Source organism: Dyella sp. (genome assembly GCF_035685885.1).
Classification (GTDB): domain Bacteria; phylum Pseudomonadota; class Gammaproteobacteria; order Xanthomonadales; family Rhodanobacteraceae; genus Dyella.
The window spans coordinates 14,505-40,027 of sequence record NZ_DASRZX010000122.1; the positions used below are offsets into that span (position 1 = coordinate 14,505).

The following is a 25,523-nucleotide window of genomic DNA, read 5'->3' on the forward strand; positions in this document are numbered from 1 at the left end:
CGTGGACACACCGCACGTGCTGCAGCCGAACGACCTGGAACCCGGCGATGTCCTGTTGCACATGGGCCGCGGTGAGCTGTCCAAGCTCATCGCATGGGTGGGCGACAGCGCCTACAGCCACGCCGCGGTGGTCTATGACCAGGCGCAGCTGATGGAGGCCGCGGCGAGCGGCGTGCGCTATGCGCCGCTGGCCCAGCGCATCACGATGGTGGAGAACTTCGTCTACATCGACGTGTTTCGTCCGGCACGGCTGCAAAAGCCCGACCACGATGTCCTGCTGGACTTGCTGCGCAAGGCGCTTGCGCCCTATATCGGCCTGCCGTATCCGATGACTTCGCTGTTCGTGCTGGGCATCGTGTGCGCGGTGCGCAACAAGATCCCGGGCAGCCGCGACCTGCGCCGCATCGTGCGCATGGCGCTTGACCTCATCGTCGACAACGACGCGCACAAGGTCGTATGCAGCGAGCTGGTCTATCGCGGTTTCGACGAAGCCGCCACGGAACCCTCGCATGCGCTGCGGCTGCCGGTGGTCACGCGCTCGCGCCAGCACACGCCCCTGCCCGACATCGACCTGATCGCGCTCGCGCATGAATGCCTGGAAGACATGCAGCGCGCCGGCCGCAAGCCGACCCTCGCCAGCGAGATCGCCCTGCTCGCCGCCCCGATGCATGGCATGCATGAAGTGGTTGCCGCGGCCGTGGCTGATGTCGACGAAGAGGATGATCTCGCGGGTCGACTGCAGCAGGCGCGCGCGCAACTGGGCATCCATTCCTCGGAAAAGGTGTTGCTCAACGCATCGGTTGCCGCGACGTCGTTCGCGCTGCCCGACCCCACGCCCAATCCCAAGACCGTGCTGCCTGCCGACCTTGAATTCAGCCCCGGGCTGCTGAAGATCGGCCGACTTGCGCTGACGGCCTGACGGCCGTTTCGCTGCAAAGGGTTTTATCGCAAGCGGAACTTACGGCGCGCCCGCGCCGTAGGCCCAGGCCAGGAACACCGGCAGCATGCGTTTCCAGGTCGCCTGGTTGTGCTCGCCATCGGGCAGCAGGTAGAACGCGACGTCCGCGCTCGTCGAAGGATGACCTGCGTAATCCATGTCGATGCGATAGCCCAGATCGCGCAGGCCCCGCAGTGTCGTGCCGTCGATCGGCCGGTAGCCCTGCACCAGGTCTTCGGTGTCTTCCACCGCGTCGATGACGCCATTGCCATTGCGATCGTTGGTTTCCTCGCGGCCACCCACCGCAAGGAAGAAGCGCAGCGGCTTGCGCTGGCTCGTGGCGTTCACCATGCCCTGCGCCAGCCGCGTGGAAGCCACCGCGCCTGGTGTGCTGCGATCCGCCGCCAGCCAGAACGAGGGCGAGAAGGCGCCGACGCGGCCGAACACTTCCGGATAGTCCCAGCCCAGGTTGAAGGCGTTGAGGCCACCGAGGGACCAGCCCAGCACGGTGCGCCCGGCAGCGCCGGCCTGCGTGCGGTAATGGGCGTCGATGTACGGCACCAGTTCCGTCGCCACCCACTCGGAGTAGTCGTAGGCGCGGGTGCCGATCGGCCCGATGCGCGAACCGCCCACCACGCTGTGCTTGCCGGCACGATCGGACAGGCCGTAGCCGGAAGCGCGATCGGCAAGCATGTCGACGGCCACCACGATCACCGGTCGCATGTCGTGCGCCGCGTAAAGCCGGGACAGCGTTTCGCGCAGGCCGACGGCCGCCATGTCCTGCCCGTCGTTGGCGTAAAGGACGGGATAGCGCGTGCCCAGCGCCGTCTGTTCGGCATAGCCAGGCGGCAGGTAAACGGTGACCTTGATCTGCTCCGGCGCGAACGCCTTGGCCTGCAGCGCGAGTGAGTTCACGGTGAGTCCGTCGCCGGGATCGATCGCCGCGGCCGGCGAATCGGCCGCCTGCACCGAAGCGGTGCACATCACCAGCCCGGCCATCACCATCATCCGTCGCATGAATGCACGCACGCCCTGCTCCTTGATCGTCATCATTCCACCACCAACAGCCAGCCCTTGCCGGGCTCGATCGGAATCGCATCACCTGGCAGGAAGGTCGCCGCGGGCTGGAAACCTTCCACCGGCATCGCCACCAGCTTTGCCTTGCCCGCGGAGAGACCCAGGGCCTTCCAGTCGATCGCAAGCTTTACGTTGGTCTTCCGCGGCGCCCAAGACGCAAGCGCGATCAGCGTCTTCTGTCCCTTGCGCACGTAGCTGGTGGCCAGCACGTCATCGCGCGCGGTCTTCACCGGCGTGTCGTGCACCCACCAGCCGATCATCTCGGCCTTGTCGATGCCGAACTTGTCCCACAAACTCCACAGCCCGCGCGGATCGCTGCCCGGCGACCATCCGAGACGATTGGTCATGCCAAACAGCATGCCGCGCCAGGGATTGCCATCGTTCTGCAGCATCTCGCCCATGAGGCCATACGGAATGCCCGAGATCTCGGTGAGCCAGTAGGCGGGCGAGGTCTTCTCGTAATCGAATTCTTCGCCGAACCACAGCCGGTCGATGTACGGGAACAGTTCCATGTAGAGCAGCGCGCTGTTGATGTAGCCATCCCGCGGGTTGTACTGGCTGGCCGAATGAAGATCGATCAGCGGCTGTTCGCGCCGCGCCTGCAATACCTTGCGCACGCGCTTCATCGTGGTGCGGTCGTACGCGACGTCATCGAGGTAAAGGCCATCGATACCCATGTTGCGGGCCAGCCAGTCCAGGCCTTCGATGTAGTAGTTGTGCCAGCGGCTCTGGCCCGCGTTGATCACGGCCGCGTCGCGATTCTCAGGCACGTGCCAGGCTGCGATGTAGTCGCCGTCGAGATGCTCCTGCAGCCACGGAAAACCGCCACCCTTGCCGCTGCTGATCACCTCGTGGCCCAGGCTTTCCAGCATCGGCAACTCGGGCGCGCGGTCGGACACCTCGCGCACGGTGTCGTAGATCTTCACGCGCATGCCGCGCTGGTGTGCCGCGTCGATGTAGGCGCGCATCGCCTGCGGCTCGAGGAACGGATAGTTGATCCACGGATTGATCGGCGTGGCGTGATGGATGTTCACCACGTTCGCGCCATCGGCCTTGATCGCATCGAGGTCGCCGTACTTGTGGAAGAACCGTTCGGCAAAGTGCTCTGCGGGCTTGATCGTCTTGAACGGCGTGACGCGCATGACGATGTCGTAGTGCAGCGTTTCGCCGGCTTTCATGATGCGCGGACCGCTGAAGGCCTCCACCGCATAACGGGCGGATTCACCGTGCAGGCGCACGCCGCCCTGCCCACCGTTGTCCCACGACAACGGCATGCGCAGCGGTTGCTGGTGATAGAAATTGGTGTTGAGCGGACGCAGGTAATGTTCGTCGCGCAGATGGAATTCCAGGCCCGCGTTCACGGTGCCGATCCAAGCGCCATCCTGGTTGTTCTCGACATTCCACTTCCACCGGAAATCATCCGGCGCGCGATCACCCGTACGCCCGAGACCCAACTGGTATTTCGCCACCTCGCGGTCGATCGGCAATTCCAGCCGGATGTCGCGCAGACTCGTGGCCCGGCTCGCCGTCAGCGCAATGGCGTAGACCAACGTGCCATCCGCTTCAAGGCTGGCAGTCACCTGCCCTTGCAACGGCCCGGCCGTGCCGCCTGCCTGCCAATGCACCTTGCCCGGGCCATCGACCTGCACGACAGGTGCCAATTTCGAAGCCAGCGCATGAACGCCATCCGCGTCCTCCACCAGCAGACGCATCGGCGCCGCCAGCAGACGGACGGGCTTGTCCGCAAAGCCTGTCATGCGCTCGTTGAAGCGGCTGGTGATCTGCGCGGGCAGGCCGCTGCGGCCCAGCACCACCACGCGCCCGAGGATGCCGAGCGTCGAACCCTTCACGGCAATCGGCGTAAACGGCTTCACCACCGAATCGTCCTGCGCCAGCGTGGAGTTGAGCCAGCGCAGGCGCGTCAGTCTGGGCGGATCATCATCACCGTGTGCAACGGCCTGCCCCTCGTCCACCGTGATCGACAGCGGCACCGTCTGCGCCGGTACACCGTCCGCACTTACGGTCAGCTCGCCGCGATACACGCCGGGCCTGGCCGACACCGGCACGTCCACGCCCATCCATAGCGGCTGCACGCGGCCGAGCGGCACATCCATGCGCGCGTTGAAGGGTTGGCCGGTGTAGTCGACGCCGCCGAGGTTGAAGCAGGTGAACGCGCTCGCCGGAATCACGCCGCCGTCGGCATCATGCAGATCGCCGAACGACACGCGCAGGTTGGCGACGCCCGCATGCGGCGCCCAGGCACCCACCTGGAAACTCAGGTATTCACCGCGCAACACGCGATCACTCAGCGTGCCGCCCGGGCCGCGCGTTGCCCAGCTCTCCGGCAATGCGTCGAACATGCGCACCGGGTTGGCACGGCTTTCGGGGAACAGCAGCAGCGCCTCGTTGCCATGCGCGGACAGCAGTGCCTTCATTTCCGCCGGCGTCGCGGTGCGCTCCATGTCGGTATAGGCGTCGAAATCATCGACCGCCTCGTAGCGAAGCACTTTCGCCCCGGGCAGCTTGCGCCAGGCGCGCGCGTCCGCCCCCACCTTGCGCAGCCACGCGGCATCCGCGGTGTCCCTGGGAGGCGCATAGGTGACGGTGGGATAGTTGCTGCGTCCCTTGCTGACATACGGCTGGTAATAGACGGCGTACGTGCCGGCCTGCCCGGCCTGGAACACCAGTTCGCCCTCGGCCTGGCTGATCGGACCGCGCACTACGTTGGATACGACCTTGCCATCGGGCCCGGTGACAATCACGGCCACCTGCTCGGGATGCGTATCGCGGCGACGCCACGGGATCACCACATGCACGGCGCTTGCCGGCCCATCCACCTGCAGCAGATAGCGATGATTGCCCAGCTCAGCGGCCTGCCAGCGCAAGGGCTGCAGCGATGCCGGCGCCTGCGCGCTTGCCCAGGTTGCCGTGCCGAGCAGGACGCCCGCCAGGATCCATGCACCATGTCGCTGTCGCATCATCACCCCATAAGCCGGAAAAGCCGGAACGGATCGTGTGTAACCCGACTCGACGGAAAGGGGCAAGGTCCGAAAGGGCTAGATGCGATCAGGCGCGCTACGCATCAGGTCATGCGCCTCGATCGGTTCGCAACGTGCGCACGGCGGCGTCGTGCCCTGCCGCCGCTCGACCGCTCACCCAGCCGAACAACGCGATGCCGACCACGATCAACAAAGCGCCCAGGGCGGAGTAACCGCTTGGCCACGCCTCGCCAAGGAAGATCGCGCCGATCACGCTGGCGAACAGCAGCTCGGCTGCCTGCATCGCCTCCACGGCGGCGAGCGCTGTGGGTTCGCGACGCACCATGTCCGTGGCGCGGAAGAACAGCACCGTAGCAACCACGCCCGATGACAGCGCCACGCCGCCCGCAAGCCACACGTCGCGCATATGCGGCGGACCAACCAGCCACCATGTCACCACCGCCAGCACCAGCCAGAGCGGCCAGCTGCACAGCGTCATGCCGAACACGCGCTGCGCGGCGCCGATGGGCGTGCCGCTGTGTTCAAGATGAAGCAGCAACATGCGATTGCCCAAGGGGTAAGCAAACGCGGAAAACACCACGGCGGCCATGGCCAGCCAGTCACCGGCATCGAGCTTGCCGTGCGCGTGACCCCACTGCAGCGCAAACACGCCGGCGAGGATCAATGCGCCGATCGCGACGCTGCCCCAGGCCAGCCGCCGGCGCTCATCGCGGTAGATGAAGGGTGCAAGCAGCGGGCCGGCCAGCACGGTGCTCTGGAAGCTGCCCGCCACCAGCCATGACGGTCCGCTGTTGGCAGCCCACGTCAACGGCAGCCCGAACAACACGAAGCCCACCGTGCTCCACAACAGCCACGCGCGTGGGTAGCGCCGCAATTCCTCCGGCAGTCGTCCCAAACCGCCCTGCCACGGCAACACCAGGGCGAGCAACGGCAGCGTGATCAGGTAGCGCAGGATCACCGCCCACGCCCAATGTCCGCCGCCCGCCACCAGGCTGCGATTGAGCACGTAGGTCATGGTGAAGAACAGCGCCGCGCACAGCGCGAGGCCGACCGCGGCGAGAGCGTGGGAACGCATGGCCATCCTGCTGGCGAAAAACCCGAGTGTGGCAAAAACTGTGGCGATTATCGCGGGCTACCCACTTCATGCGGCCGGCATGGAGGACGCGGGCCGCTACGCAACGCAGACTTTCCTCAAGAAGCCAGTGGCAGCCGTACGTCCACCTGCAGTCCGTCACCTTCGGCATTGGCCGCACTGATCTCGCCGCCATGCGCGCGCACCACGCGCTCGGCAATGGCCAGACCCAGGCCGTGTCCCTGGGCACGCGACGCGTTGCTGCCACGGAACAGCGGGCGAAACAGCGACGACAGCTCAGCCTCCGGCACGCCCGGGCCATGGTCGCGGACGGAGCAGCGCACGCTACCCTGCCTCGATTCCACGGAAACCTCCACACGGCCCCCGTCCGGACTGAACTTGATGGCGTTGCCGATGAGGTTGTCGAAGGCACGTTCCAGCAACAACGGACTGCCCGACACGATGGCCGGCGGCGCAGGCGACACGGCCAGCGTGATGCCGCGTGCCTTCGCCTCCACGTCAGCGCGCCTTGCGCATTCGTCGAGCATCGCCGCCAGGTCGAAGCGCTCGCGGTTCTCGCCCGGGATGCCGCCTTCCAGTCGCGACAGCGCCAGCATCTCGCCGGTCAGGTCGTCCAGCCTCACGATCTCCTGCTCGGCCTGCGTGAAGTAGCGCGCGGCCTCATCGGGATCCCGGCTACGGTGAGCCAGGTCGAGGATCAGGTGCAAACGCGCCAGCGGCGAGCGCAGTTCATGCGAGAGGTCCTGCAGCACGCTGCGGTCGTGCGCCACCAGGGCTTCGATGCGCTCGGCCATGGTGTCGAAATCGTGGGCAAGCTGTGCAAGTTCGTCATGCGCGCGGCGGCCCTGGGCGCCGACGCGCGCGGAAAGTTCGCCCGCCGCCACCTTGCGCGTGGCGCGCGTTATCGCTTCCACAGGCCGCGCCACGCTGCGTGCGATCCACCAGCCGACCAGCCCGATGAATAGCAGGGAGAGCACCGCCTGGCTGGCGAGGAAGATGGTCTGCCGCGTCTGCGGCCGCAGGCGCGAATGGGTGCGGCTCAACGCCACCAGCTGGCGCGTCTTGCCATCGTCCCCCTGCACTTGCTGCACGGCGAGATAAAGATTGGGCCAGGGTTGCAGCACCATGTCGCGCTTCTCGGCCAGCCAGTTCGGCAGCGAATCGCGCACCGAGGAAGGCATGCGGATCGGTGACAGCGACTGCCCGTCCTCGTACAGCGTGGCCTCGATGCCTTCGCGCCGCTGCTGCAGCGACCATTCGGTCAGCGCCGTGGAACCGCCGTTTTCATACGCACGATCCGCGCCCTGTGCGAGCGCATCCCAATTGATCTCCACCGCCGTGGAGTACTCGATGAAACGCTGCGTGAGCACGCCGCCAACGAGCAGCGCCACCAGGTTGACCACGCAGAAGCTGATCAGCAGGCGCCAGTAGAGCGAACTCTTGAACGGGCTCATGCGGCACCCGCCACCAGGCTGTAGCCGGCGCCGCGAACGGAGTCGATGCGCGGCGATTGCGGCGACGCCTCGGCCAGCTTGTGGCGCAATCGGCTCACGTGGACGTCGATGCTGCGGTCGAAGCGCTCAAGCTCGCGTCCCAGCGCCATGCGCGTCAACGTGGCCTTGTCCACCAGCTCGCCGGCGCGTTGCGCCAACGCCAGCAACAGCTGGAATTCCGCGCCCGTCAGGGTCAGCTCCTGCTCGCCTACGTAGGCGCTGCGTTCGGAAGGCTCCAGCCTCAGCACGCCCACCTGCAACGTGCCTGCCGCCACCGGTGTGTGCCGGCGCAGCTGCGCACGCACGCGCGCCAGCAACTCGCGTGGCAGGCAGGGCTTGGTGAGGTAGTCGTCCGCACCAAGTTCCAGACCGATCACGCGGTCGATCGGCTCGCCCTTGGCCGACAGCATGATCACCGGCAGGCGATGCTTCATGCGCAACTCGCGCAAGGTATCCAGGCCGTCGCGCCCGGGCATCATCACATCGAGGATCAGCAGGTCGGGGCGGGTCGCCTGGTTGTGCAGCTGGGCAAGGCCGCTGTCGCTGTCATGGGCCACGTCGACCGCGAAACCTTCGCGTTCGAGGTAATCCTTCAACAGGCTGCACAGGGCACGGTCGTCATCGACGATAAGAATTCTTGGCATGGCGTGATCGGGCTCCGTGGCCATTGAAGCGGCGCCGGGAGGCGCGCTCCACCGGCTTTACCCTTCTTTACCTTTGCGCAAAGAACATACACATAGCGCCGTCGTCAAATGGACACACCTCCCCCGTCCACTGACGACCAAAGGAAACACCATGCGCAAGAACATCACCCTCGCCCTGGCCATGGCTTCTGCCCTCGCCCTCGCTCCGTTCGCCATCGCGGCCGCTGCAGGCCAGGACGGCGGCCCGCACGGTGGCGGCCACGGTCACAGCCACGGCCAGTTCGCCGGCGCCTACGCCAAGCTCAACCTGAGCGACACACAGAAGGCCAACATCAAGCAGATCATGCAGAACGCGTTCGCGCAGACCAAGACGCAGCGCCAGAACCTGCATCAGCAGCGCGAAGCGTTCGAGCAGATGGCACCGAATGCGTCCGGCTACCAGGCTGCCGCCACGTCGCTGGCCCAGGCCGAAGGCGCCGCCGCCCAGGCTCGCGTGCAGCAGCGTGCCGCCATCCGCGCCCAGGTCTACGCCATCCTGACCCCGGCCCAGCAGGCCCAGCTCGCCACCATGAAGGCCGACCGCGAAGCTCGCCACCAGCAGTGGGAGCAGTTCAAGGCACAGCACCCGACGTCGGGCTCGTCCTCGGCGCAGTAATCACCCACACAAGAACCATCCACGGCACAACAAACTCGGCGCCAGCCTGCATGCTGGCGCCGTTTTTTTCCGCAACCCTGTGGGGGCGCACCCAGTGCGCGACAAGCCTACGAAGCGGTGGTGTCAATCCCTGGCCGCGCGACAACCAACGCCGATGCCGCGGCTCTGCGGTCGCGCACAGGGTGCGCTCCCACACTAACGGTCCGCTGCATCAATCCGCCTTGAACTCGCCCACCGACTGCGCACTCACAAAAACCGGCGGCGCATACCCGGCCGGCTTGCTGCCCACGCTCACGCCGCCATGGATGCGCGTCTGCTGTGCATCGCCGAAGAACCAGTACGGGAACGGGGTTTCCGGTGCACTCGCCGCACCGAGGCGTGCGCGCAGCTCCGCGGGAATCTCGAACGAGAGCGCGGCGAGGTTGTCGTCCAGTTGCGCCAGCCTGGTCGCACCGACGATCACCGACGCCACCGCGGGCTGCGTCGCCACCCAGTTGAGTGCGACCTGCGCCATCGGCCGGCCCAACGCCTTGGCCACTTCCTCCAGCGCCGCCACGATGCTCCAGTTGCGTTGGGTGAAACGATCGAAACCGGGAAGGCCCGACACCTTGGCCAGGCGCCCCTCGCCTGGGCCGCCGGCTTCGCTCGGCTTGTACTTGCCCGACAGCAGTCCCATGCCCATCGGGCTCCACGCGGTGATGCCCATGCCCAGTTCCAGCGCCATCGGAGCGAATTCATGCTCCAGGTTGCGCTCGATCAGCGAGTACTCCAGCTGCAGATTCACCAGCGGCGACAGCGCGTGCGCCTCGGCATACGTCTGCGCGCGCGAGGCGTACCAGGCCGGGACATCCGACAGGCCTGCGTAGCGGATCTTGCCGGCACGCACCAGGTCGTCCAGCGTGCGCACCACCTCTTCCGCCGGGGTGACGCGATCCCAGGTATGCAACAGGTAGAGATCGATGTAGTCGGTGCGAAGGCGACGCAGCGAACCTTCCACCGCGCGCAGGATGTTCTTGCGACCGTTGCCGCCGGCGTTCGGGTTGCCCGGCTGCGCGTTGTAGGAAAACTTGGTGGACAGCACCACGCGGTCGCGCACACCGGCATCTTCCACGAAGCGCCCGAGCAGTTCCTCGCTGGCACCCTCCGTGTAGAGGTCCGCGGTGTCGATGAAGTTGCCGCCAGCGGCCAGGTAACGGTCGAACATCGCACGGGCGGTATCTTCCGCGGCGCCCCAGCCCCAGTTGTCGCCGAAGGTCATGGTGCCCAGGGCCAGGTGGCTGACGCGAAGACCGGAGCGGCCGAGGGTGTAGTAGGAATCGAGCGGCATGACTTGTCTCCCGTGAACGGATGGTTGCAGCGGATGGACGAAGTCTGCGCCTTGCCATTCCCGGGAAAAATCTGCATCTTGTGGATGCTTTATTAAGCAGGACTAATCAATGTCCCCAGACAACGCCACGGCCCTGCGCGCCTTTCGCCTGATCGCCCGCCACGGCAGCTTTACCCGTGCCGCGGCCGAACTGGAGGTCACGCCCTCCGCGCTCAGCCAGACCCTACGCCAGCTGGAACACCACGTCGGCGTGCGGCTGCTGCACCGGACCACCCGTCGCGTGGGGCTGACGGAAGCCGGCCACGCCTTTCTTGCACGCATCTCCCCGGCACTGAACGAAATCGACGAAGCCATCGAGGCGCTGCGCCAGCATGGCGACCGCCCGGCCGGCACGCTACGCATCGCCGTGCCGCAAATGGTGCTGGACCACCTGGTGGCTCCCACCGTCGCCAGCTTCATGCGTGCCTGGCCCGAAGTGAGGCTGGACATCCAGGTCGAGAACCGACTCACCGACCTCATCGCCGATGGCTTCGACGCCGGCATCCGCCTCGGCGAACGACTGGAGCGCGACATGGTGGCCATGCCCTTGGGTGGACTCCAGCGCGCCGTGGTGGTGGGTTCGCCAGCCTATTTCGCGGTGCGTGGGCGCCCCATGCATCCGCGCGATCTCGCCGACCACGATGGGGTGCGCTTTCGTTTCAGCAACAACGCGATCTATCGCTGGGAGTTTGCCCATCCCTCGGGCAAGTCCAAGGGACAGTGGTTTGAACTGGACGTCGACGGACCCATCACCACCAACGATCCCGTCATGGCCATCCGGGCCGCCATCGATGGCCTTGCCTTGACGCACATGATGGAACCCTCGGTGCGCGCAGCGCTGGCGGATGGCCGACTGGAGTCGGTGCTGGACGAGTGGCTGCCGCCATTCGACGGGTTCTATCTCTACTATCCAAGCCGTTTGCAGGTACCGCCAAAGCTGCGCGCCTTCATCGAGCACCTGCGCCGGCACCTGGCAGCGGCTCACTGATCATCGAGGCGAGACTCACCATGGACGATCTGCAGCCGTTTGCCCGTCGCGTGTTCGATGCACAGCCGCGACAGCCGGAAACCCTGTGCGCCATCGCGCAAGGCACCGTCGTCGCAGCGATGGCATGAAGTCCCTCATCCGCGCCAATGGCCGGAGATCCACACGCCGCCTGGTGCGTAGTAACCCGGTGCCCACACACGCGCCGCATAGTGCGGCCGTGGCGCCACCACCACGCAACCGGTGAGCATGAGGCTTGCACCGCAAAGACCGGCAAAGGCGAGACCGACGAGCATGAGTCGACGCATGGCGCACTCCTTGGTGGGGACTTGCCCCGGAGAACGCCGGCGGAAGTGGCGCGATGACCACGAGCCACGAAACCGATGGCTGCGATTCATGGACCCTGCAGCCACGGTTCATGCGGATTGCGTTCAGCGCCGCGCGAGGCGTTCCGTCACCGTGCGATAGCGGGCAGCGATGCGATCTTCGTCGCGATGCGTGAAGTTGCGCACCACCCACTCACCGCCGACCATGACATCGCGCACCAACGGTACGTTGCCGGCGAACAGGAAACTGTCGATCACCGAACTTTCGTCGCGCGCAGCGAGCAAGGGCGCGCGATCATCCAGAACGATGAGATCGGCCCGCGCACCAGCACGCAATTGGCCAATCGGCAAGCCGGAGGCCAACGCGCCGCCACGCAAGGCCGCCGGCCACAGGACGCCGCCGACGCTGTCCCCTTCGCGGCGTGAGGCGATATTGCGGTGACGCGTGGACAGTCGTTGCCCGTATTCGAGCCAGCGCAGTTCTTCCACCGGCGACACCGAAATGTGCGAGTCCGAACCGATGCCCAGCGTGCCACCGGCATCCAGGTAGTCGGCCAGTGGAAACAGGCCGTCGCCGAGGTTCGCTTCCGTGGTGGGACACAGCCCCGCTACCGCACCGCTGCGCGCCAGCTGCCTAGTTTCCTGTGTACTCAGGTGCGTAGCATGCACCAGTGTCCAGCGTGCATCGACGCTTGCGTGATCCAGCAACCACTCCACCGGTCGTGCGCCGCGCGTGGCAAGGCAGTCCTGCACCTCACCGATCTGTTCGGCAATGTGGATATGGATAGGACAGGCTGCGGTCGAGCGTTCCGCCAACACCTCGCGCATGGCTTCTTCCGGCACGGCCCTAAGCGAGTGCAACGCAATGCCCACGCGCACAGAGCCGCTTTCGCGCGCCTGAAGTGATTCAAGCAAGCGCAGGTAAGAAGGTACGTCGTGACCAAAGCGACGCTGACGCGGCGTGAGCGGGCGACCGTCAAATCCGCCGCTCATGTACAGCACGGGCAGCAGCGTGAGTGCGATGCCGGCCTCGCGTGCCGCTTCGATCAGCGCGAGCGACATGGCCTCGGGCTGCGCATAAGGCGTGCCGTCCGGCTGGTGATGCAGGTAATGGAATTCGCACACGTGCGTGTAGCCGCTCTTGAGCATTTCCACGTAAAGCTGCGCGGCAACGGCCTGCAGTTCTTCCGGACCGATCGTGGCCGCAAAGGCATACATGGTTTCACGCCATGTCCAGAAGCTGTCATCGCTTTTCCCACGGCGTTCGGCGAGCCCCGCCATCGCACGCTGGAATGCATGCGAATGCAGGTTGGGCATGCCAGGCAAAACCCAGCGCCCCAGACGCTCGCCTTCATTGTCAGCAAGGCCTGCGATATGCCCGCCATCATCGATCTGCACGCCCGCGTCACGAACCCAGCCTTGCGCAGTCCACAGGCGATCCGCGCGATACGGTGTGGGGATGGGGGCGGCCATGGGCGATGCTCCTGAAGGAATGCTGCGAGTGTAACCGCTGGCGGGTCCGCCCCACGGTCGCGGTGCGGCATAATGCGGGCATGGCCAAGAAAAACCAGGAACACACGCCCAAGCTGCTCGTGCGAGAAGCCACACCTGCCGATGTGCCCGCACTGGTCGATCTCACCGCCCGCGTCTACACGCCCGAATGGGGCCATTCCGCGGAAATGCTGCGCTCACAGCAGACGCATTTTCCCGAGGGCCAGTTCGTCGTCGAATATGAAGGCAAGATCGTCGGTTACTGCGCGACCTTCCGCGTCGATGAAGCGACCGCGCTTGCGGCGCATACGTGGATGCAGGTCACCGGCGGCGGCATGGCTTCGCGCCATCGTCGTGACGGCAACTGGTTGTACGGCATGGAAGTGGTCGTGCATCCCGACTATCGCAACATGCGCATCGGGCAACGCCTGTACCAGGCACGCAAGCGCCTGTGCATCGACCTCAAGCTGCGCGGCATCGTGTTCGGCGGCCGCATTCCTGGCCTGGCACGCAGCATCCACCGTTACGGCAGCGCCGAGGCTTACGTGCAGGCCGTGGTGGAAGGCAAGCGGCGCGACCCCACGCTGAGCTTCCAGCTCAGTAACGAATTCGAAGTGGTGGGCCTGCTGCGCGGCTACGTACCGTCCGACTACGACTCGCTTGGCTACGCGGCGCACCTCGTGTGGCGCAACCCGCAGTTGCTCGATCATCCGGACATCCCGTCGATTCCCTCGACGCAGCGCCTTCCCGACATGGTGCGCGTGGCCTCGGTGCAATACCAGCAGCGACGCATCCGCTCGTTCGAGGAATTCGCCACGCAGGTGGAATACTTCACCGACATCGCGGCCGACTACAGCGCGGATTTCGTCACCTTCCCCGAACTGATCACGCTGCAACTGCTGTCCATCGAGAACGCCGAGCTTTCGCCCGTCGAATCGATCCGCAAGCTCAGCCAGTACACGCCGCAGGTGAAGGAACTCTTCAGCCGGCTGGCGGTGCACTACAACATCAATATCATCGCAGGCTCGCACCCTACCGAGCAGGCGAACGGCGACATCCATAACGTCTGCTACGTGTGCCTGCGCGACGGTTCGATCCACGAGCAGGAGAAGATCCACCCCACGCCCAGCGAGCGCACGGTGTGGAACATCACAGGTGGCGACACTGCCGCCACCATCCTGACCGACTGCGGCCCGATCGGCGTGATGATCTGCTACGACTCCGAATTTCCGGAAGTGGCACGCCATCTCACCGACCAGGGCGCCCTGATCCTGTTCGTGCCTTTCTGCACCGACGTACGCGAGGGTTACCTGCGCGTGCGTTATTGCTCGCAGGCGCGCGCCATCGAGAACCAGTGCTACGTGGTGCTTTCAGGCAACGTCGGAAACCTGCCCGGCGTGAACAACTTCGACATCCAGTACGGCCAGAGCTGCATTCTTACGCCCAGCGATTTCCCGTTCGCACGCGACGGCATTGCCGCCGACTCCACGCCGAACATCGAAACCGTGCTGTTCGCCGACCTCCACCTGGAAAGCCTCGCCCGTGCGCGTAACGCCGGTGCCGTGCAGAACCTCAAGGATCGCCGCTTCGATCTCTATGAGACGCGCTGGACCCGCAAGTCCGAGGCCAAATCGTGAGTAGCGATGGAAAGGGTCCTGGTCCCGCCAGTCCTCAGGCACGGCTTCAACGCCTGAGCGAGTCCGAACTGTTTTCACTGCCACAATGGCGTCGCCGCGTCCTGTTCTGGAGCGGCGCCGTGCTGGTGGGCCTGGCCGCGGTGGGCTTCGCCCAGGCGGCGGACTGGGCCTACCGGGTCTTCCACGGCGTCATCACCCACAACAAATACTGGGCGTTCCTGATTACGCCGCTGACGTTTGCCCTGCTGGCATGGCTGACACAGGGGGCGCTCAAGGCCACCCGCGGCTCCGGCATTCCGCAGGCGATTGCCGCGCTCAAGGTGGAGGACGAAGGCTTCCGCCAGGGCCTGCTGTCCCTGCGTGTCGCCATCGGCAAGATGGCGCTGACGCTGGCCGCGCTGCTTGGCGGCGCATCGGTGGGACGCGAAGGCCCCACCGTGCACGTCGGTGCCGGATTGCTCTACTCGCTCGGCCGCCGCTTTGGTTTCGCTGAACCCGCGGCAGCCGGCCGTTTCATCCTCGCTGGCGCCGCCGCGGGCCTCGCCGCTGCGTTCAATACCCCACTGGCTGGCATCGTGTTCGCCATTGAGGAGATGAGCGGATCGTTCGAGCACCGCCTGAGCGGCATCCTGCTCACCGCCGTGTTCGTCGCAGGCATGGTGTCATTGGGCATCCTTGGCAACTACGCCTATTTCGGGCAGTTCGACATCGGCCTGCCGCTCGGCAAGGCGTGGTGGGCGGTGTTGGCCACCGGCGTTGTCTGCGGCCTCGCCGGTGGCTTGTTCGCGCGACTCATCGTGCCCAGCGACCACGGCTTTCGCGGCTTCATCGGGCGTCTTCGCGCGCGCCAGCCGATCGTGTTCGCTGCTGCCTGCGGCCTGGCGCTGGTATTGCTGAGCCAGCTCACGCACACCGGCCTTTACGGCACGGGCTACGCGCAGGCGCGGGAAATCATCGAGGGACATGCCGACACCGTCTCCGCGTTCGGCGTGCTGAAGTTCTTCGGCAATATCGCGTCCTACTGGGCGGGCATTCCCGGCGGCATCTTCTCGCCCGCACTCGCCGTAGGCGCCGGCCTCGGCAACAACCTCACCGCCATCCTCCCCGGTGTGGATCCTTCCGCGGTGGCGCTGCTGGCGATGGCGGCCTACCTGTCGGGTGTGACGCAGGCGCCGCTGACCGCCACGGTGATCTCGATGGAGCTCACCGCCAACCAGCAGATGGTGCTGCCGATCATGGCCACCTGCCTGCTCGCCCGTGCGGCATCGTCCATCCTCTCGCGCAAACCGGTGTACCGCGCCCTCGCGGACAAGCTGATCGAAGGCTACGAACACGAGCTCGCACGGCGTGCCGCCGAAGGCGGGGATAACGACAAGGCGACTGCCGGTGACGATCCCGCCACGCCGATCCCGCCCGCCGCCGGGCGCGACGACCACACGACCTCTCCTTCGCCTGGACACTGATCGAATGAGCCATTCCTGGGATCACCTGTTGCTGGATGCCACGCTCGCGACCTTCGCCGGCGATGCGCCCTACGGTTTGATCCGGCATGGCGCCATCGCGCTGCACGGTGGCCGCATCGATTGGATCGGTTCGCAAAGCGCGTTGCCCAGCGATGCGGAACGCCGCGCGGCCCGCGTCGACCATCTCGATGGCGCGCTGGTAACGCCAGGCCTGGTCGACTGCCACACGCATCTGGTCTTTGGCGGCGATCGCGCGCACGAGTTCGACCTGCGACTCAACGGCGCCAGCTACGAGGAGATCGCACGCGCCGGCGGCGGCATCGTCTCCACCGTCAAGGCCACGCGTGAGGCCAGCGAGGATGCGCTGTTCGCGCAAACCTTGCCGCGTGCACACGCCCTGCTCGCCGATGGCGTCACCACAGTCGAGATCAAGTCAGGCTATGGCCTTGATCTGGAAACGGAGCGGCGCATGCTCCGCGTAGCGCGCCGGATCGGCAAGGCGTTGGGCCTCACGGTACGCACGACGTTCCTGGGCCTGCATGCGCTGCCGCCGGAATACCGCAGCGATCGCGAGGGTTATGTCGCTCTCGTCTGCGACGAGATGCTGCCCGCATTGGCCAGCGAAGGACTAGTGGATGCGGTCGACGCGTTCTGCGAGAACATCGGTTTCACGCCCGCCGAAACGCGCCGCGTGTTCGATCGCGCCACGCAGCTCGGCCTGCCGGTAAAGCTGCACGCCGAGCAGCTGTCCGACCTCGACGGCGCAGCGCTGGTCGCGCGCTACCGTGGCCTGTCGGCGGACCATCTCGAACATCTCAGCGAGAGCGGCATTCGCGCGATGGCAGAAGCCGGCACGGTGGCCGTGCTGCTGCCCGGTGCGTTCTACGCGTTGCGCGAAACCAAGCTTCCGCCCATGGCGAGCCTGCGCGAGCACGGCGTGCCCATGGCGGTGGCCACGGATTGCAATCCGGGCACCTCGCCCCTGCTCTCGTTGCGCCTCGCGGCAGGGATGGCCTGCACGCTTTTCAGGCTGACACCGGAAGAAGCGCTGCGCGGCGTCACCGTCCACGCCGCGCGCGCGCTGGGATTCGCTGATCGCGGCACGCTTGCCGTCGGCCAGCGCGCGGACCTCGCCGTGTGGAATGTCCGCGAGCCTGCCGAGCTGTGCTACTGGATTGGCGGTAGCCACGTACTGCGCAACGTCTTCCTCGGCGGCGAACTGCTTTCGCCGGACGCGTGAACGACGCTGGCCGTAGAGGCTACGGCTTGGCGGTCGGCGTCAGCTCGCTCAGCAGCTTGCCGTTCGCGTCCAGGAACTTGAGGCTGGAAGCTCCATCGGCCGCCACGCCCATCACGATGCGGGGATGGCCTTGTGCATCGCGTAGCGAAACCTTGGCCACACCATCGTCGCCGCGGGTGACCGAGATGCGCGTGGCGCCGTAGTAGCCGTCCTTCTCTCGCTGCTGCATCAAGGCGTCGCGCTGGGCTTCCGGCATCGCCTTGAGCTTCGCCGCCTCGATGAAATCCTGCTCGATGGGCCGGTCGGACCGATCACTGACGATGAGCCCCGCCAGGTGGCCGCTGCTGTCATGGGCGCCCAGCAATTGCACGAGTTGGTCCTGCTCGTACTTGTCGAAGGTGAGGCTGCCGCCGCTATCGACGATCTTGCCGTCCTTGTCCTTGTGGCCGCCGAAAATCAGGCCGCCATTCTCGCTGCCCTCGTCGTTGTAGAACAGCATGCCGGCGACGCCGCGCGGATGCGCGTATTCCTTGCCTCTGTAGATCGCACCGGGGAAGCGGGTCTTGTCCGAGATAACCATGCGCAGCGTGCCGTCCGGCTCAACCAGGTTGATCCGCTGCACGTCGAGCTCTTCGATCTGCAGCTTCTTGGGCTGCACCACAAAGCCGGAAAGCAGCGCCGACACCACCGCCGTGGTCAGCACGCCCGAGTAGATCACCAGGAAACGCTGTCCCCATTGCCCCTTCATGCCGTCTCTCCCTTGTTGAGCCGCCACGATTGCAACATGTGTCCCGGTACGGGAAACGTGCCGGCCGTCATGCCGAAGGCTCAAAAAAAAACCCCCGCATAAGCGGGGGTTTTCGGGAACCGATCAGGTTCAGGCCGACTTCTTCTTCGGAGCGGCCTTCTTGGCGGCGGCCGGCTTGGTCACGGTCGCCTTGGCACCGGCCACAGCCGGCTGCAGCGAATGCGCGCGGGTGTTGCCGTAGCTGCCACGGTAGGTCTTGCCACGACGGGTCTTGCGGTCGCCCTTGCCCATGAGGGAACTCCTTGATTCGTTGGGGTGAACGGCCGACCATCGTATCAGCGACCGTCCAAATCGCAATAGTCACCGTGGGGCAGGCCCTGAGCAGCTTCCCGCATGATCCGGGCAATGTTCCGTGTCGATCTGCACCGTGACGTGCTGGATGCCGAAACGCTCGGCCAATACGTGATTGATCGCAGCGATGGCCGCGGCACTGCTGGCGTTGTCATGCAGTTCCGCGTGCAGGGTCGCCATGCGCGAGCCGGAGGCTAGCTGCCAGACATGCAGGTGATGGACATCGCGGACCGATGCGTGGGCCAGTCGCAATGCGTCGGCGACATCGTCCGTGTCCATGCCGTCGGGCACGCCTTCCAGCAGGATGTGCGACGAGCGGCGCAGCAGGCGCCATGCGCTATTGAGGATCAACACCGACACCAGCAGCGAGAGCACCGGATCGGCCCAGTTCCAGCCCTGCCAGCGCACCAGCAACGCGGCCACCACGGCCGCCACGGAACCCAGCAGGTCGCCAAGCACGTGCAGTGTGGCGCCGGCGACGTTGATGTCATCGTGCGCGTGTCCATGCAGGGTACGCAGCACCAGCAGGTTCACCAGCAGGCCAATCACCGCGACCACCAGCATCATCCCGGAAAGGATGTGCGCTGGATTGAACAGGCGCGTGATCGCCTCGTAGGCGATGAATGCCACCAGCACGAACTGCGTGAGCGCATTGACGAAACCCGCGAGCACTTCCAGCCGGCCGTAGCCATAAGTGCGGCGCGCATCGGCGGGGCGGCGTGCGAACCACGCGCTGGCCACGGCCAGCAGCAGCGCGAGCGAATCGATCAGCATGTGGCCGGCGTCGGCAATCAGCGCGAGCGAGCCGGACCAGAAGCCGCCGACCGCTTCCACCAGCATCATCACGGTGGTCAACACGAACGCAAAAATGAGCTTGCGTTCGCGTCCGCTTACGTGACCGTGCGCATGGTCGTGGCCATGGTCATGCGCATGACCGGAAGCGTGGTCATGATCGTGATGGTCGTGGCGGTGCGCATGGGCGGAATTCATGCGCAAATGCTAGGAATCATGCGGTCCGTTACACAATCACGGCGTAGCCCGCCGTCAATGTGCATGCACGGCCCGGTGTTTGCGCAGATTGATGAAATGCGCCGATGCCACCAGCAAGCCACCGCAGGTCACCAGCACGCTGTGTAGCGCGATGGAATAGTTTTCCGCGAAGGTCACGCCGGTGATCAGCAAGACCAGCCCCGGCATCGCAAGCAGCAACGGCAGCGGCTGGCGATGATGCCGGTAGGCGCTGATCAGCGTCAGCAGCGCCAGTGCGCTGGCGAACAGCACGAAGCCACGTTCGAAGCGATGGTCTGCGAGAAAACCCAGTCCGAATACCGGCAGCAGAGCGAGCACGAACGGCAGCGCTGCACAGTGGATGGCGCATAGAAACGACGCCATCGCGCCAACTCGATCGGCGAGGTACCACCAGCGGCTTTTGTGTTCTCGGGGGGCTGCCATCGGTTTCGATCGGAGCGCAACGCAGGGGTCGGGGGGCCCGGTCTTGACATGTTACATTATAACGTCATGAACGCAAGCCTTGCCGGCAAGCGCCTCCGGCGCCATCGCCGATCAAGCCTTGCGGCAGTTCTTGCAGAGCCCGTGGACTTCCAGCGTCTGCGCCTGCGGACGAAAACCGAAGACTTTGGCCTGAGCCTCGATCAGCTCGGCCACACGTTCGTCACACACTTCCTGCGCGCTGGAGCAGCTGTCGCAGATCAGGAACGGCACCTGGTGCGCCTCGGCCGGGTGATGGCAGGAGACGAAGGCGTTGATGGATTCCAGCTTGTGGATGAAGCCGTGCTCGAGCAGGAAGTCGAGCGCGCGGTACACCGTGGGCGGCGCCGCGTTGCCATGACGTTCGCGCAACTGGTCCAGCAGGTCGTACGCCTTTACCGGCTTGCCGGCGGCAGCGACCAGTTCCAGTACTTCCTTGCGCAACGGGGTGAGGCGCAAACCGCGCTCCTCGCTCGCGTGCTCCACCGCACGCACGAAGCTCTGGGCATCGTCGTGATGATGGTGGTGGTGCACATGCGGCTTGCCTGAAACGCTTTGACTCAATGGATTCACCTCGCGGCCATCATACACCGCTGCCCTGTTAGGCCCGGCTGCCCACGACAGGATGCGGGACGCCAGTGATATGCGGCTTCAACGGCGTGGCGGCAAGGGCGGCGGGGTCGTGCGCCCTTTGGAGCGAGGCCGCGCAAGCACCACGAACCAGCCGATCGGGCCCAATACGGCGGCCCACACCACGCCTTCCACCACGCGGCCTCGCCACCAGCCCAGCAGTGCCCCGACGGCGACGAACACCAGGCTCCACACGCATAGCGCCACCCAGGGCACCAGCCCCATCAGGTTCATGAAAACCTGCAGGAATGCCCCGGGGGCATCGGGATCGACGCCCTGCATGGCCTTGGCCAGCAACTCATCCATGCCGGTTCATTTCCTTGCGCGCATTGCTGCGGCCGTCAGCCCCGCGCCTTGGCGATGGCGACGTCGATGCGCTTGAGCGCTTCTTCGCGGCCCGCCAGGTAGATGGTGTGGTCGATCGACGGCGACACCTGCGTGCCCGTCATCGCCACGCGCAATGGCTGGGCGATCTTGCCCATGCCCAGCTCCAGCCTGGCGGCCACCTGCTCGATCACGCCGTGGATCGGCTCGGGCTTCCATTCGACGGCGGCCAGCAAATCCTTGGCCGCCTCGAGCACCGCGACGGCGCCTTCGTTCTGCAGGTGCTTGGCCACGGCTTTCTCGTCCCACTCGACGATGGGGCCGTACCAGATCTTCGCGCGCTCGGCCATTTCCTTCAGCGTCTGCACGCGGTCGCGGAGCGCCACGATCACGTCCGCCGGCTTGGGCCACGTGCTGAAGTCGATGCCGGCCTGCGCCAGGTGCCATTCAAATTCCGGAACGATGGCGCTTGGCTCTTCGTTCTTGAGGTAATGCTGGTTGAGCCACGACAGCTTGGTGACGTCGAAGCGCGAGGCGGCCTTGTTGACGTCACTGATGTCGAACAGGCGGACCATCTCCTCCTCGGAGAAGATTTCCTGGTCCCCATGCGACCAGCCCAGGCGCACGAGGTAATTGAGCAGCGCGTGCGGCAGGAAGCCATCGTCACGGTATTGCATGACGCTCACCGCGCCGTGGCGCTTGCTGAGCTTCTGGCCATCCGGGCCGAGGATCATCGGCAGGTGCGCGAATTCCGGCACCGGCGCGCCCAGTGCCTTGTAGATGTTGATCTGGCGTGGCGTGTTGTTCACATGGTCGTCGCCACGGATCACCTCGGTGATGCCCATGTCGATGTCGTCCACCACCACGGCGAAGTTGTAGGTCGGCCAGCCGTCCGAACGGAAGATCACCAGATCGTCCAGCTCGGTGTTGGCCCACTCGATGCGGCCCTTCACCTTGTCGTCGAACACCACCGATCCCTCCAGCGGATTCCTGAAGCGGATCACGCGGTTCGGATCGTCGCGGTAAGGCTCGTTGCGGTCGCGGTAATAGCCGTTGTAGCGGGGCTTCTCGCCCTTGGCCATGGCCTCGTTGCGCATCGCCTCGATCTCGTCCTTGGTCTCGTAGGCGTAGTAGGCCTTGCCCGCCTTCAGCAGTTCGTCGGCCACCTGCTTGTAGCGCTCCAGGCGTGCGGTCTGGTAGACCGGACCTTCGTCGTGATGAAGGCCCAGCCAGTTCATGCCATCGAGGATGGCCTGCACCGCCTCCTGCGTGGAGCGCTCGCGATCGGTATCCTCGATGCGCAGGACGAACTGGCCGCCGCGGCGACGCGCTTCCAGCCAGCAATACAGCGCCGTGCGGGCCCCGCCGATATGCAGGAAACCGGTAGGGCTGGGGGCAAAACGGGTGCGGACGGTCATGGGGAATTCGATGAGGCTCAAGGAAAGTGAACGATTTTAGCCGATACCACGTGCCGCGCCGAATCGCAGATGCAGGGTTACGCATGGCCCTCGCCCTGCCCCTCCTGGCCCTATGGACTCTTGCGCTGCCCGCGCGGGCGGACAACCCCGGCTACGATCGCCCCGGACTGGGCTTCCAGCCGGCCGTGCTCAATGCGGGCGATGTGACGATCGAACAGGGCCTGCCGACCTGCACGCAGGATCACGATGCCGGCACGAAGCAATCCCAATACACCACGGACACACTACTGCGCATGGGCCTCGGCGGCCCGTTCGAGATACAGCTGGGCACCTCGCTGTTCAACGCGCTGCACCAGACCGGCATGGGGCAAGACAGCTGGGCCCATGGGCGCGGCGACACCATCCTCGGGCTCAAACTGGCGCCGCACCAGCAGGGAGACTTCACCTGGGGCGTCCTTGGCAGCGTGGAATTCACCGATGGCGCGCGGGACATCCGCAATGATCGGCGCCAATACCTGCTTGGTGGCGACTTCAACTGGCAACTCACGCCAGCGGACGCCGTAGGCAGCTACGTCGAAGACGTGCGGTCGGGCGGCCAGGACGAAACCACTCTCGCATTCAGTGAAAACCACGCATTGACCCACGCCTTGACCGGCTATGTCGAAGCCGCGCTCGTGCACGACACGGGCGAGCGCAGCGGCACCGAGGCCGGCGCTGGCCTGGCGTGGATGGTAGGCCAACGCGTGCAGCTGGATGGCGGTGTGCGCCATCGCCTGAGCGGACACGCCCAGGCCTGGATGGCCAGCTTGGGCGTGTCGGTGTACTTCGGCCACTGATCAGGGGGCCGGCCTGTCACCTCACTTCACCGTGATGGTGACCGACTTGGAGACAATGGCCGGCTCGAACGGAATGTGGTTCTCGTCACCCAGCTCCAGCTGCAAGGTGTGCTTGCCGGGCGCGAGCTTGATCGTGGTTTCGGTCTGTCCGTTGCCGAAGTGGAGGTGTTGGTCGTCCTTCGGAATCGGCTGACCGGCAGCGGGAAGGTCCTTCACGTCCACCAGCAGATGGTGATGGCCGGTGCCTTCCTTCTTCACGCCGGCGGGCGCCACGCCCATGCCCTTGAGTCCGAACACCACGGTCACGTCCTGGCCCACCACCGCACCATCCTTCGGCGACACGATGTAGACCTCGGCGCCCGCGGGAGCCTTGGTTGTCGGCAGGGCTGGCGTATCGGCGGCGAAGGCGGTGACCGTTGTGCCGGCCAAGGCGAGTGCAAGCAGCAAGCATTTCATCGACGTGTCTCCACGGTGACAAGTCCCGGGAGTGTAACCGCGAAGTCGTCGTGAGGCGGTGCACGGCGTTACGACGACAACCGGCGTCATGCATGCGTCACACATACGCCATGCCAGCGAAACGCCCACAGAGGAACCTGCACCGGGCCAGCCAACGGTATGCAACAGTGCGCATCGGCATCGTCAGCGAAACGTATCCACCCGAAATCAACGGCGTGGCATTGACCGTGCACAGCCTCGCCGCCGGACTGGCGTCACAGGGACATACGGTCGACCTGATTCGTCCCAGGCAGCAGACCCTGTTCGACGACGAGCCCGGCATCGTCGCCCTCGAAGTACGCGGTGCTTCGCTGCCTCGCTATCCCGGACTGCGCTTCGGCCTGCCCGCCGGCGGCCTGCTGCGCGAACGCTGGAAGCGGCTGCGCCCGGATGCGATCTACGTCGCCACCGAAGGTCCACTGGGCTGGTCAGCCATCCGCACCGCCCGGCAGCTCGGCATTCCCGCTGCCACCGGTTTCCACACTCGCTTTGACACCTATGCCGATCACTATGGCGTGGGCTTCCTCACGCCGATCGTGCGCGGCTACCTGCGCCGCTTTCATCGACGCGCCGGGGCCACCCTGGTTCCCACCGAAACGCTCGCTGCGGAGCTTGCAGCCCTGGGTGTCGATACGGCGCGCCTGCTTCGTCGCGCGGTCGATACGCAGCTGTTCCATCCGCGTCATCGCAGCGCGGAGCTGCGCGAGACGTGGGGCGTCGACGGCAACACGCCGGTGGTGCTCTACGTGGGACGCATCGCCCCGGAGAAAAACCTGGAGCTGGCCGTGCGCGCCTTTCGCGCCATCCAGCAACAGGTGCCGAAGGCGCGCTACGTGTGGGTGGGCGACGGCCCCGCCCGTGCCGCGCTGGAGGCCGCCAATCCCGACTTCATCTTCGTGGGCATGCAGCGCGGCGAGGCACTGGCCCGCCACTACGCCAGTGCCGACCTGTTTCCCTTCCCCAGCCTCAGCGAGACCTTCGGCAACGTCATCCTCGAAGCGCTCGCGTCAGGCCTGCCGGTGATTGCGTACGAAGAAGGAGCGGCGCGCGAACATCTGCGCACCGGGCACAACGGTTACCGCATTGACGCCGGCGATGAAAACGCCTTCCTGGCGTCTGCTACGACCCTTGCCGGCAACGCCAGCCTTATTCGCCACATGGGCCGCGCCGCCCACGCCAGCATGGCGAGCCTCTCGCCCGATGTGGTGATCCGCGAGTTTGAAAACCTGTTGCGTGAACTGGCCCGGGAGAACGTGCATGAACACTCTGCCACCGCTGCACACGCCTGACCTGCCACGTTTCGCGATTGACCGCCGCATGTGTTTGGCGGCCAATCGCTGGGGCACGCGCCGCGCCGTCGGCATTTTCTTCGGCATCATCAGTCGGCTGGGTGATGGCGTGTTCTGGTATTCGCTGATGGCGGCACTCGTTCTGATCGACGGCCATCGCGGATTGCTCGCCGCCGCGCAGATGGCTGCGACCGGGTTGACCGCACTGATGCTCTACCGCCTGCTCAAGCGCTGGACGCGTCGGCCCCGACCATTTCGCGCATGCCCAGGCGTGATTGCCCACGTGCCGCCGCTGGACGAATTCAGCTTTCCCTCCGGCCACACCTTGCAGGCGGTGAGTTTCACCATCGTGGCGCTCGCCTGGTACCCGTTGCTCGCGCCACTGCTGCTCACCTTCACCACGCTGGTGGGCGCTTCGCGCGTGATCCTTGGCCTGCACTATCCGAGCGACGTGATTGCAGCGACGGCGATCGGCGGCGCGCTGGGTGCAGTCTCGTTGTGGTTGCTGCCGTTGCAGACGTTGATGGGCTGAGGCCAG

Annotated in this window: 25 protein-coding genes; 9 read left to right on the forward strand and 16 right to left on the reverse strand. The window is 65.7% G+C overall.

The window, feature by feature from the left end; translation table 11 throughout:
• Position 1 precedes the first annotated feature (1 nt).
• Positions 2-919, forward strand: a complete 918-nt coding sequence (locus VFG49_RS14360; protein WP_324861668.1) for a hypothetical protein — start codon at positions 2-4, stop codon at positions 917-919.
• A gap of 39 nt (positions 920-958) precedes the next feature.
• Here the strand turns inward: VFG49_RS14360 and VFG49_RS14365 are convergent, their stop codons facing one another.
• From VFG49_RS14365 to VFG49_RS14385, 5 genes are all read right to left on the reverse strand, one after another.
• Complete coding sequence (locus VFG49_RS14365; RefSeq protein ID WP_324861670.1) at positions 959-1,990, reverse strand: alpha/beta hydrolase; 1,032 nt, start codon at positions 1,988-1,990, stop codon at positions 959-961.
• Positions 1,987-4,992, reverse strand: a complete 3,006-nt coding sequence (locus tag VFG49_RS14370; protein WP_324861672.1) for a glycoside hydrolase domain-containing protein — start codon at positions 4,990-4,992, stop codon at positions 1,987-1,989. Before VFG49_RS14370 ends, VFG49_RS14365 begins: the two co-directional genes overlap by 4 nt.
• A gap of 109 nt (positions 4,993-5,101) precedes the next feature.
• Positions 5,102-6,088, reverse strand: coding sequence for a multidrug resistance efflux transporter family protein (locus VFG49_RS14375; RefSeq protein ID WP_324861674.1), 987 nt, complete (start codon positions 6,086-6,088; stop codon positions 5,102-5,104).
• 116 nt (positions 6,089-6,204) lie between these two features.
• Positions 6,205-7,560, reverse strand: coding sequence for a HAMP domain-containing sensor histidine kinase (locus tag VFG49_RS14380; protein ID WP_324861676.1), 1,356 nt, complete (start codon positions 7,558-7,560; stop codon positions 6,205-6,207).
• Positions 7,557-8,243 (reverse strand): response regulator transcription factor, encoded by a 687-nt coding sequence (locus tag VFG49_RS14385; protein WP_324861678.1) that lies wholly within the window; start codon positions 8,241-8,243, stop codon positions 7,557-7,559. Before VFG49_RS14385 ends, VFG49_RS14380 begins: the two co-directional genes overlap by 4 nt.
• A gap of 151 nt (positions 8,244-8,394) precedes the next feature.
• Here VFG49_RS14385 and VFG49_RS14390 point away from each other — a divergent pair, with 151 nt between their 5' ends.
• On the forward strand, positions 8,395-8,898 hold the full coding sequence (locus VFG49_RS14390; protein WP_324861680.1) for a Spy/CpxP family protein refolding chaperone: 504 nt from the start codon (positions 8,395-8,397) through the stop codon (positions 8,896-8,898).
• 211 nt (positions 8,899-9,109) lie between these two features.
• Here the strand turns inward: VFG49_RS14390 and VFG49_RS14395 are convergent, their stop codons facing one another.
• Positions 9,110-10,225: an aldo/keto reductase gene (locus VFG49_RS14395; protein WP_324861682.1), complete on the reverse strand. Its 1,116-nt coding sequence runs from the start codon at positions 10,223-10,225 to the stop codon at positions 9,110-9,112.
• Between the two features lie 109 nt (positions 10,226-10,334).
• Here VFG49_RS14395 and VFG49_RS14400 point away from each other — a divergent pair, with 109 nt between their 5' ends.
• Entirely contained in the window at positions 10,335-11,252 is a 918-nt protein-coding gene (locus VFG49_RS14400) for a LysR family transcriptional regulator (RefSeq protein ID WP_324861684.1), read from the forward strand.
• Between the two features lie 134 nt (positions 11,253-11,386).
• Here the strand turns inward: VFG49_RS14400 and VFG49_RS14405 are convergent, their stop codons facing one another.
• Both VFG49_RS14405 and VFG49_RS14410 read right to left on the reverse strand, forming a co-directional pair.
• The gene (locus tag VFG49_RS14405) at positions 11,387-11,557 is read right to left on the reverse strand and encodes a hypothetical protein (RefSeq protein ID WP_324861686.1); all 171 of its coding nucleotides are present in this window, start codon (positions 11,555-11,557) and stop codon (positions 11,387-11,389) included.
• Between the two features lie 123 nt (positions 11,558-11,680).
• Positions 11,681-13,048, reverse strand: coding sequence for a formimidoylglutamate deiminase (locus tag VFG49_RS14410; protein WP_324861688.1), 1,368 nt, complete (start codon positions 13,046-13,048; stop codon positions 11,681-11,683).
• Positions 13,049-13,128: 80 nt separating this feature from the next.
• Here VFG49_RS14410 and VFG49_RS14415 point away from each other — a divergent pair, with 80 nt between their 5' ends.
• The 3 genes from VFG49_RS14415 to hutI are packed head-to-tail and all read left to right on the forward strand — an operon-like array spanning position 13,129 to position 17,406.
• Complete coding sequence (locus tag VFG49_RS14415; protein WP_324861690.1) at positions 13,129-14,703, forward strand: GNAT family N-acetyltransferase; 1,575 nt, start codon at positions 13,129-13,131, stop codon at positions 14,701-14,703.
• On the forward strand, positions 14,700-16,166 hold the full coding sequence (locus tag VFG49_RS14420; protein WP_324861692.1) for a chloride channel protein: 1,467 nt from the start codon (positions 14,700-14,702) through the stop codon (positions 16,164-16,166). Before VFG49_RS14415 ends, VFG49_RS14420 begins: the two co-directional genes overlap by 4 nt.
• Before the next feature lie 4 nt (positions 16,167-16,170).
• Positions 16,171-17,406: an imidazolonepropionase gene (gene hutI / locus VFG49_RS14425; protein WP_324861694.1), complete on the forward strand. Its 1,236-nt coding sequence runs from the start codon at positions 16,171-16,173 to the stop codon at positions 17,404-17,406.
• Between the two features lie 19 nt (positions 17,407-17,425).
• On the opposite strand, the gene VFG49_RS14430 is transcribed toward hutI, so the two are convergent.
• From VFG49_RS14430 to gltX, 7 genes are all read right to left on the reverse strand, one after another.
• Positions 17,426-18,154, reverse strand: coding sequence for a hypothetical protein (locus tag VFG49_RS14430; RefSeq protein ID WP_324861696.1), 729 nt, complete (start codon positions 18,152-18,154; stop codon positions 17,426-17,428).
• 129 nt (positions 18,155-18,283) lie between these two features.
• Positions 18,284-18,445, reverse strand: a complete 162-nt coding sequence (locus VFG49_RS14435; RefSeq protein WP_111982235.1) for a 30S ribosomal protein THX — start codon at positions 18,443-18,445, stop codon at positions 18,284-18,286.
• Positions 18,446-18,514: 69 nt separating this feature from the next.
• Positions 18,515-19,495 (reverse strand): cation diffusion facilitator family transporter, encoded by a 981-nt coding sequence (locus tag VFG49_RS14440; protein WP_324861699.1) that lies wholly within the window; start codon positions 19,493-19,495, stop codon positions 18,515-18,517.
• Positions 19,496-19,549: 54 nt separating this feature from the next.
• Positions 19,550-19,957, reverse strand: a complete 408-nt coding sequence (locus VFG49_RS14445) for a MerC domain-containing protein (protein ID WP_324861701.1) — start codon at positions 19,955-19,957, stop codon at positions 19,550-19,552.
• 111 nt (positions 19,958-20,068) lie between these two features.
• Complete coding sequence (locus VFG49_RS14450) at positions 20,069-20,557, reverse strand: transcriptional repressor (protein ID WP_324861703.1); 489 nt, start codon at positions 20,555-20,557, stop codon at positions 20,069-20,071.
• Between the two features lie 87 nt (positions 20,558-20,644).
• Positions 20,645-20,929 carry a hypothetical protein gene (locus VFG49_RS14455; RefSeq protein WP_324861706.1) on the reverse strand — a complete coding sequence of 95 codons (285 nt, stop codon included), beginning with the start codon at positions 20,927-20,929 and terminating at the stop codon, positions 20,645-20,647.
• Positions 20,930-20,964: 35 nt separating this feature from the next.
• Positions 20,965-22,365: a glutamate--tRNA ligase gene (gene gltX, locus VFG49_RS14460; RefSeq protein WP_324861708.1), complete on the reverse strand. Its 1,401-nt coding sequence runs from the start codon at positions 22,363-22,365 to the stop codon at positions 20,965-20,967.
• A gap of 83 nt (positions 22,366-22,448) precedes the next feature.
• Here gltX and VFG49_RS14465 point away from each other — a divergent pair, with 83 nt between their 5' ends.
• The gene (locus tag VFG49_RS14465) at positions 22,449-23,201 is read left to right on the forward strand and encodes a transporter (RefSeq protein ID WP_324861710.1); all 753 of its coding nucleotides are present in this window, start codon (positions 22,449-22,451) and stop codon (positions 23,199-23,201) included.
• A 21-nt stretch (positions 23,202-23,222) separates the two neighbouring features.
• Here VFG49_RS14465 and VFG49_RS14470 read toward each other — a convergent pair whose 3' ends face one another.
• Positions 23,223-23,657, reverse strand: coding sequence for a DUF4399 domain-containing protein (locus VFG49_RS14470; RefSeq protein WP_324861712.1), 435 nt, complete (start codon positions 23,655-23,657; stop codon positions 23,223-23,225).
• Positions 23,658-23,824: 167 nt separating this feature from the next.
• On the opposite strand from VFG49_RS14470, the gene VFG49_RS14475 reads away from it, so the two are divergent.
• On the forward strand, positions 23,825-24,985 hold the full coding sequence (locus VFG49_RS14475; protein WP_324861714.1) for a glycosyltransferase family 1 protein: 1,161 nt from the start codon (positions 23,825-23,827) through the stop codon (positions 24,983-24,985).
• Entirely contained in the window at positions 24,954-25,517 is a 564-nt protein-coding gene (locus VFG49_RS14480) for a phosphatase PAP2 family protein (protein ID WP_324861716.1), read from the forward strand. The genes VFG49_RS14475 and VFG49_RS14480 overlap by 32 nt, the downstream gene beginning before the upstream one ends.
• Positions 25,518-25,523 lie beyond the last annotated feature (6 nt).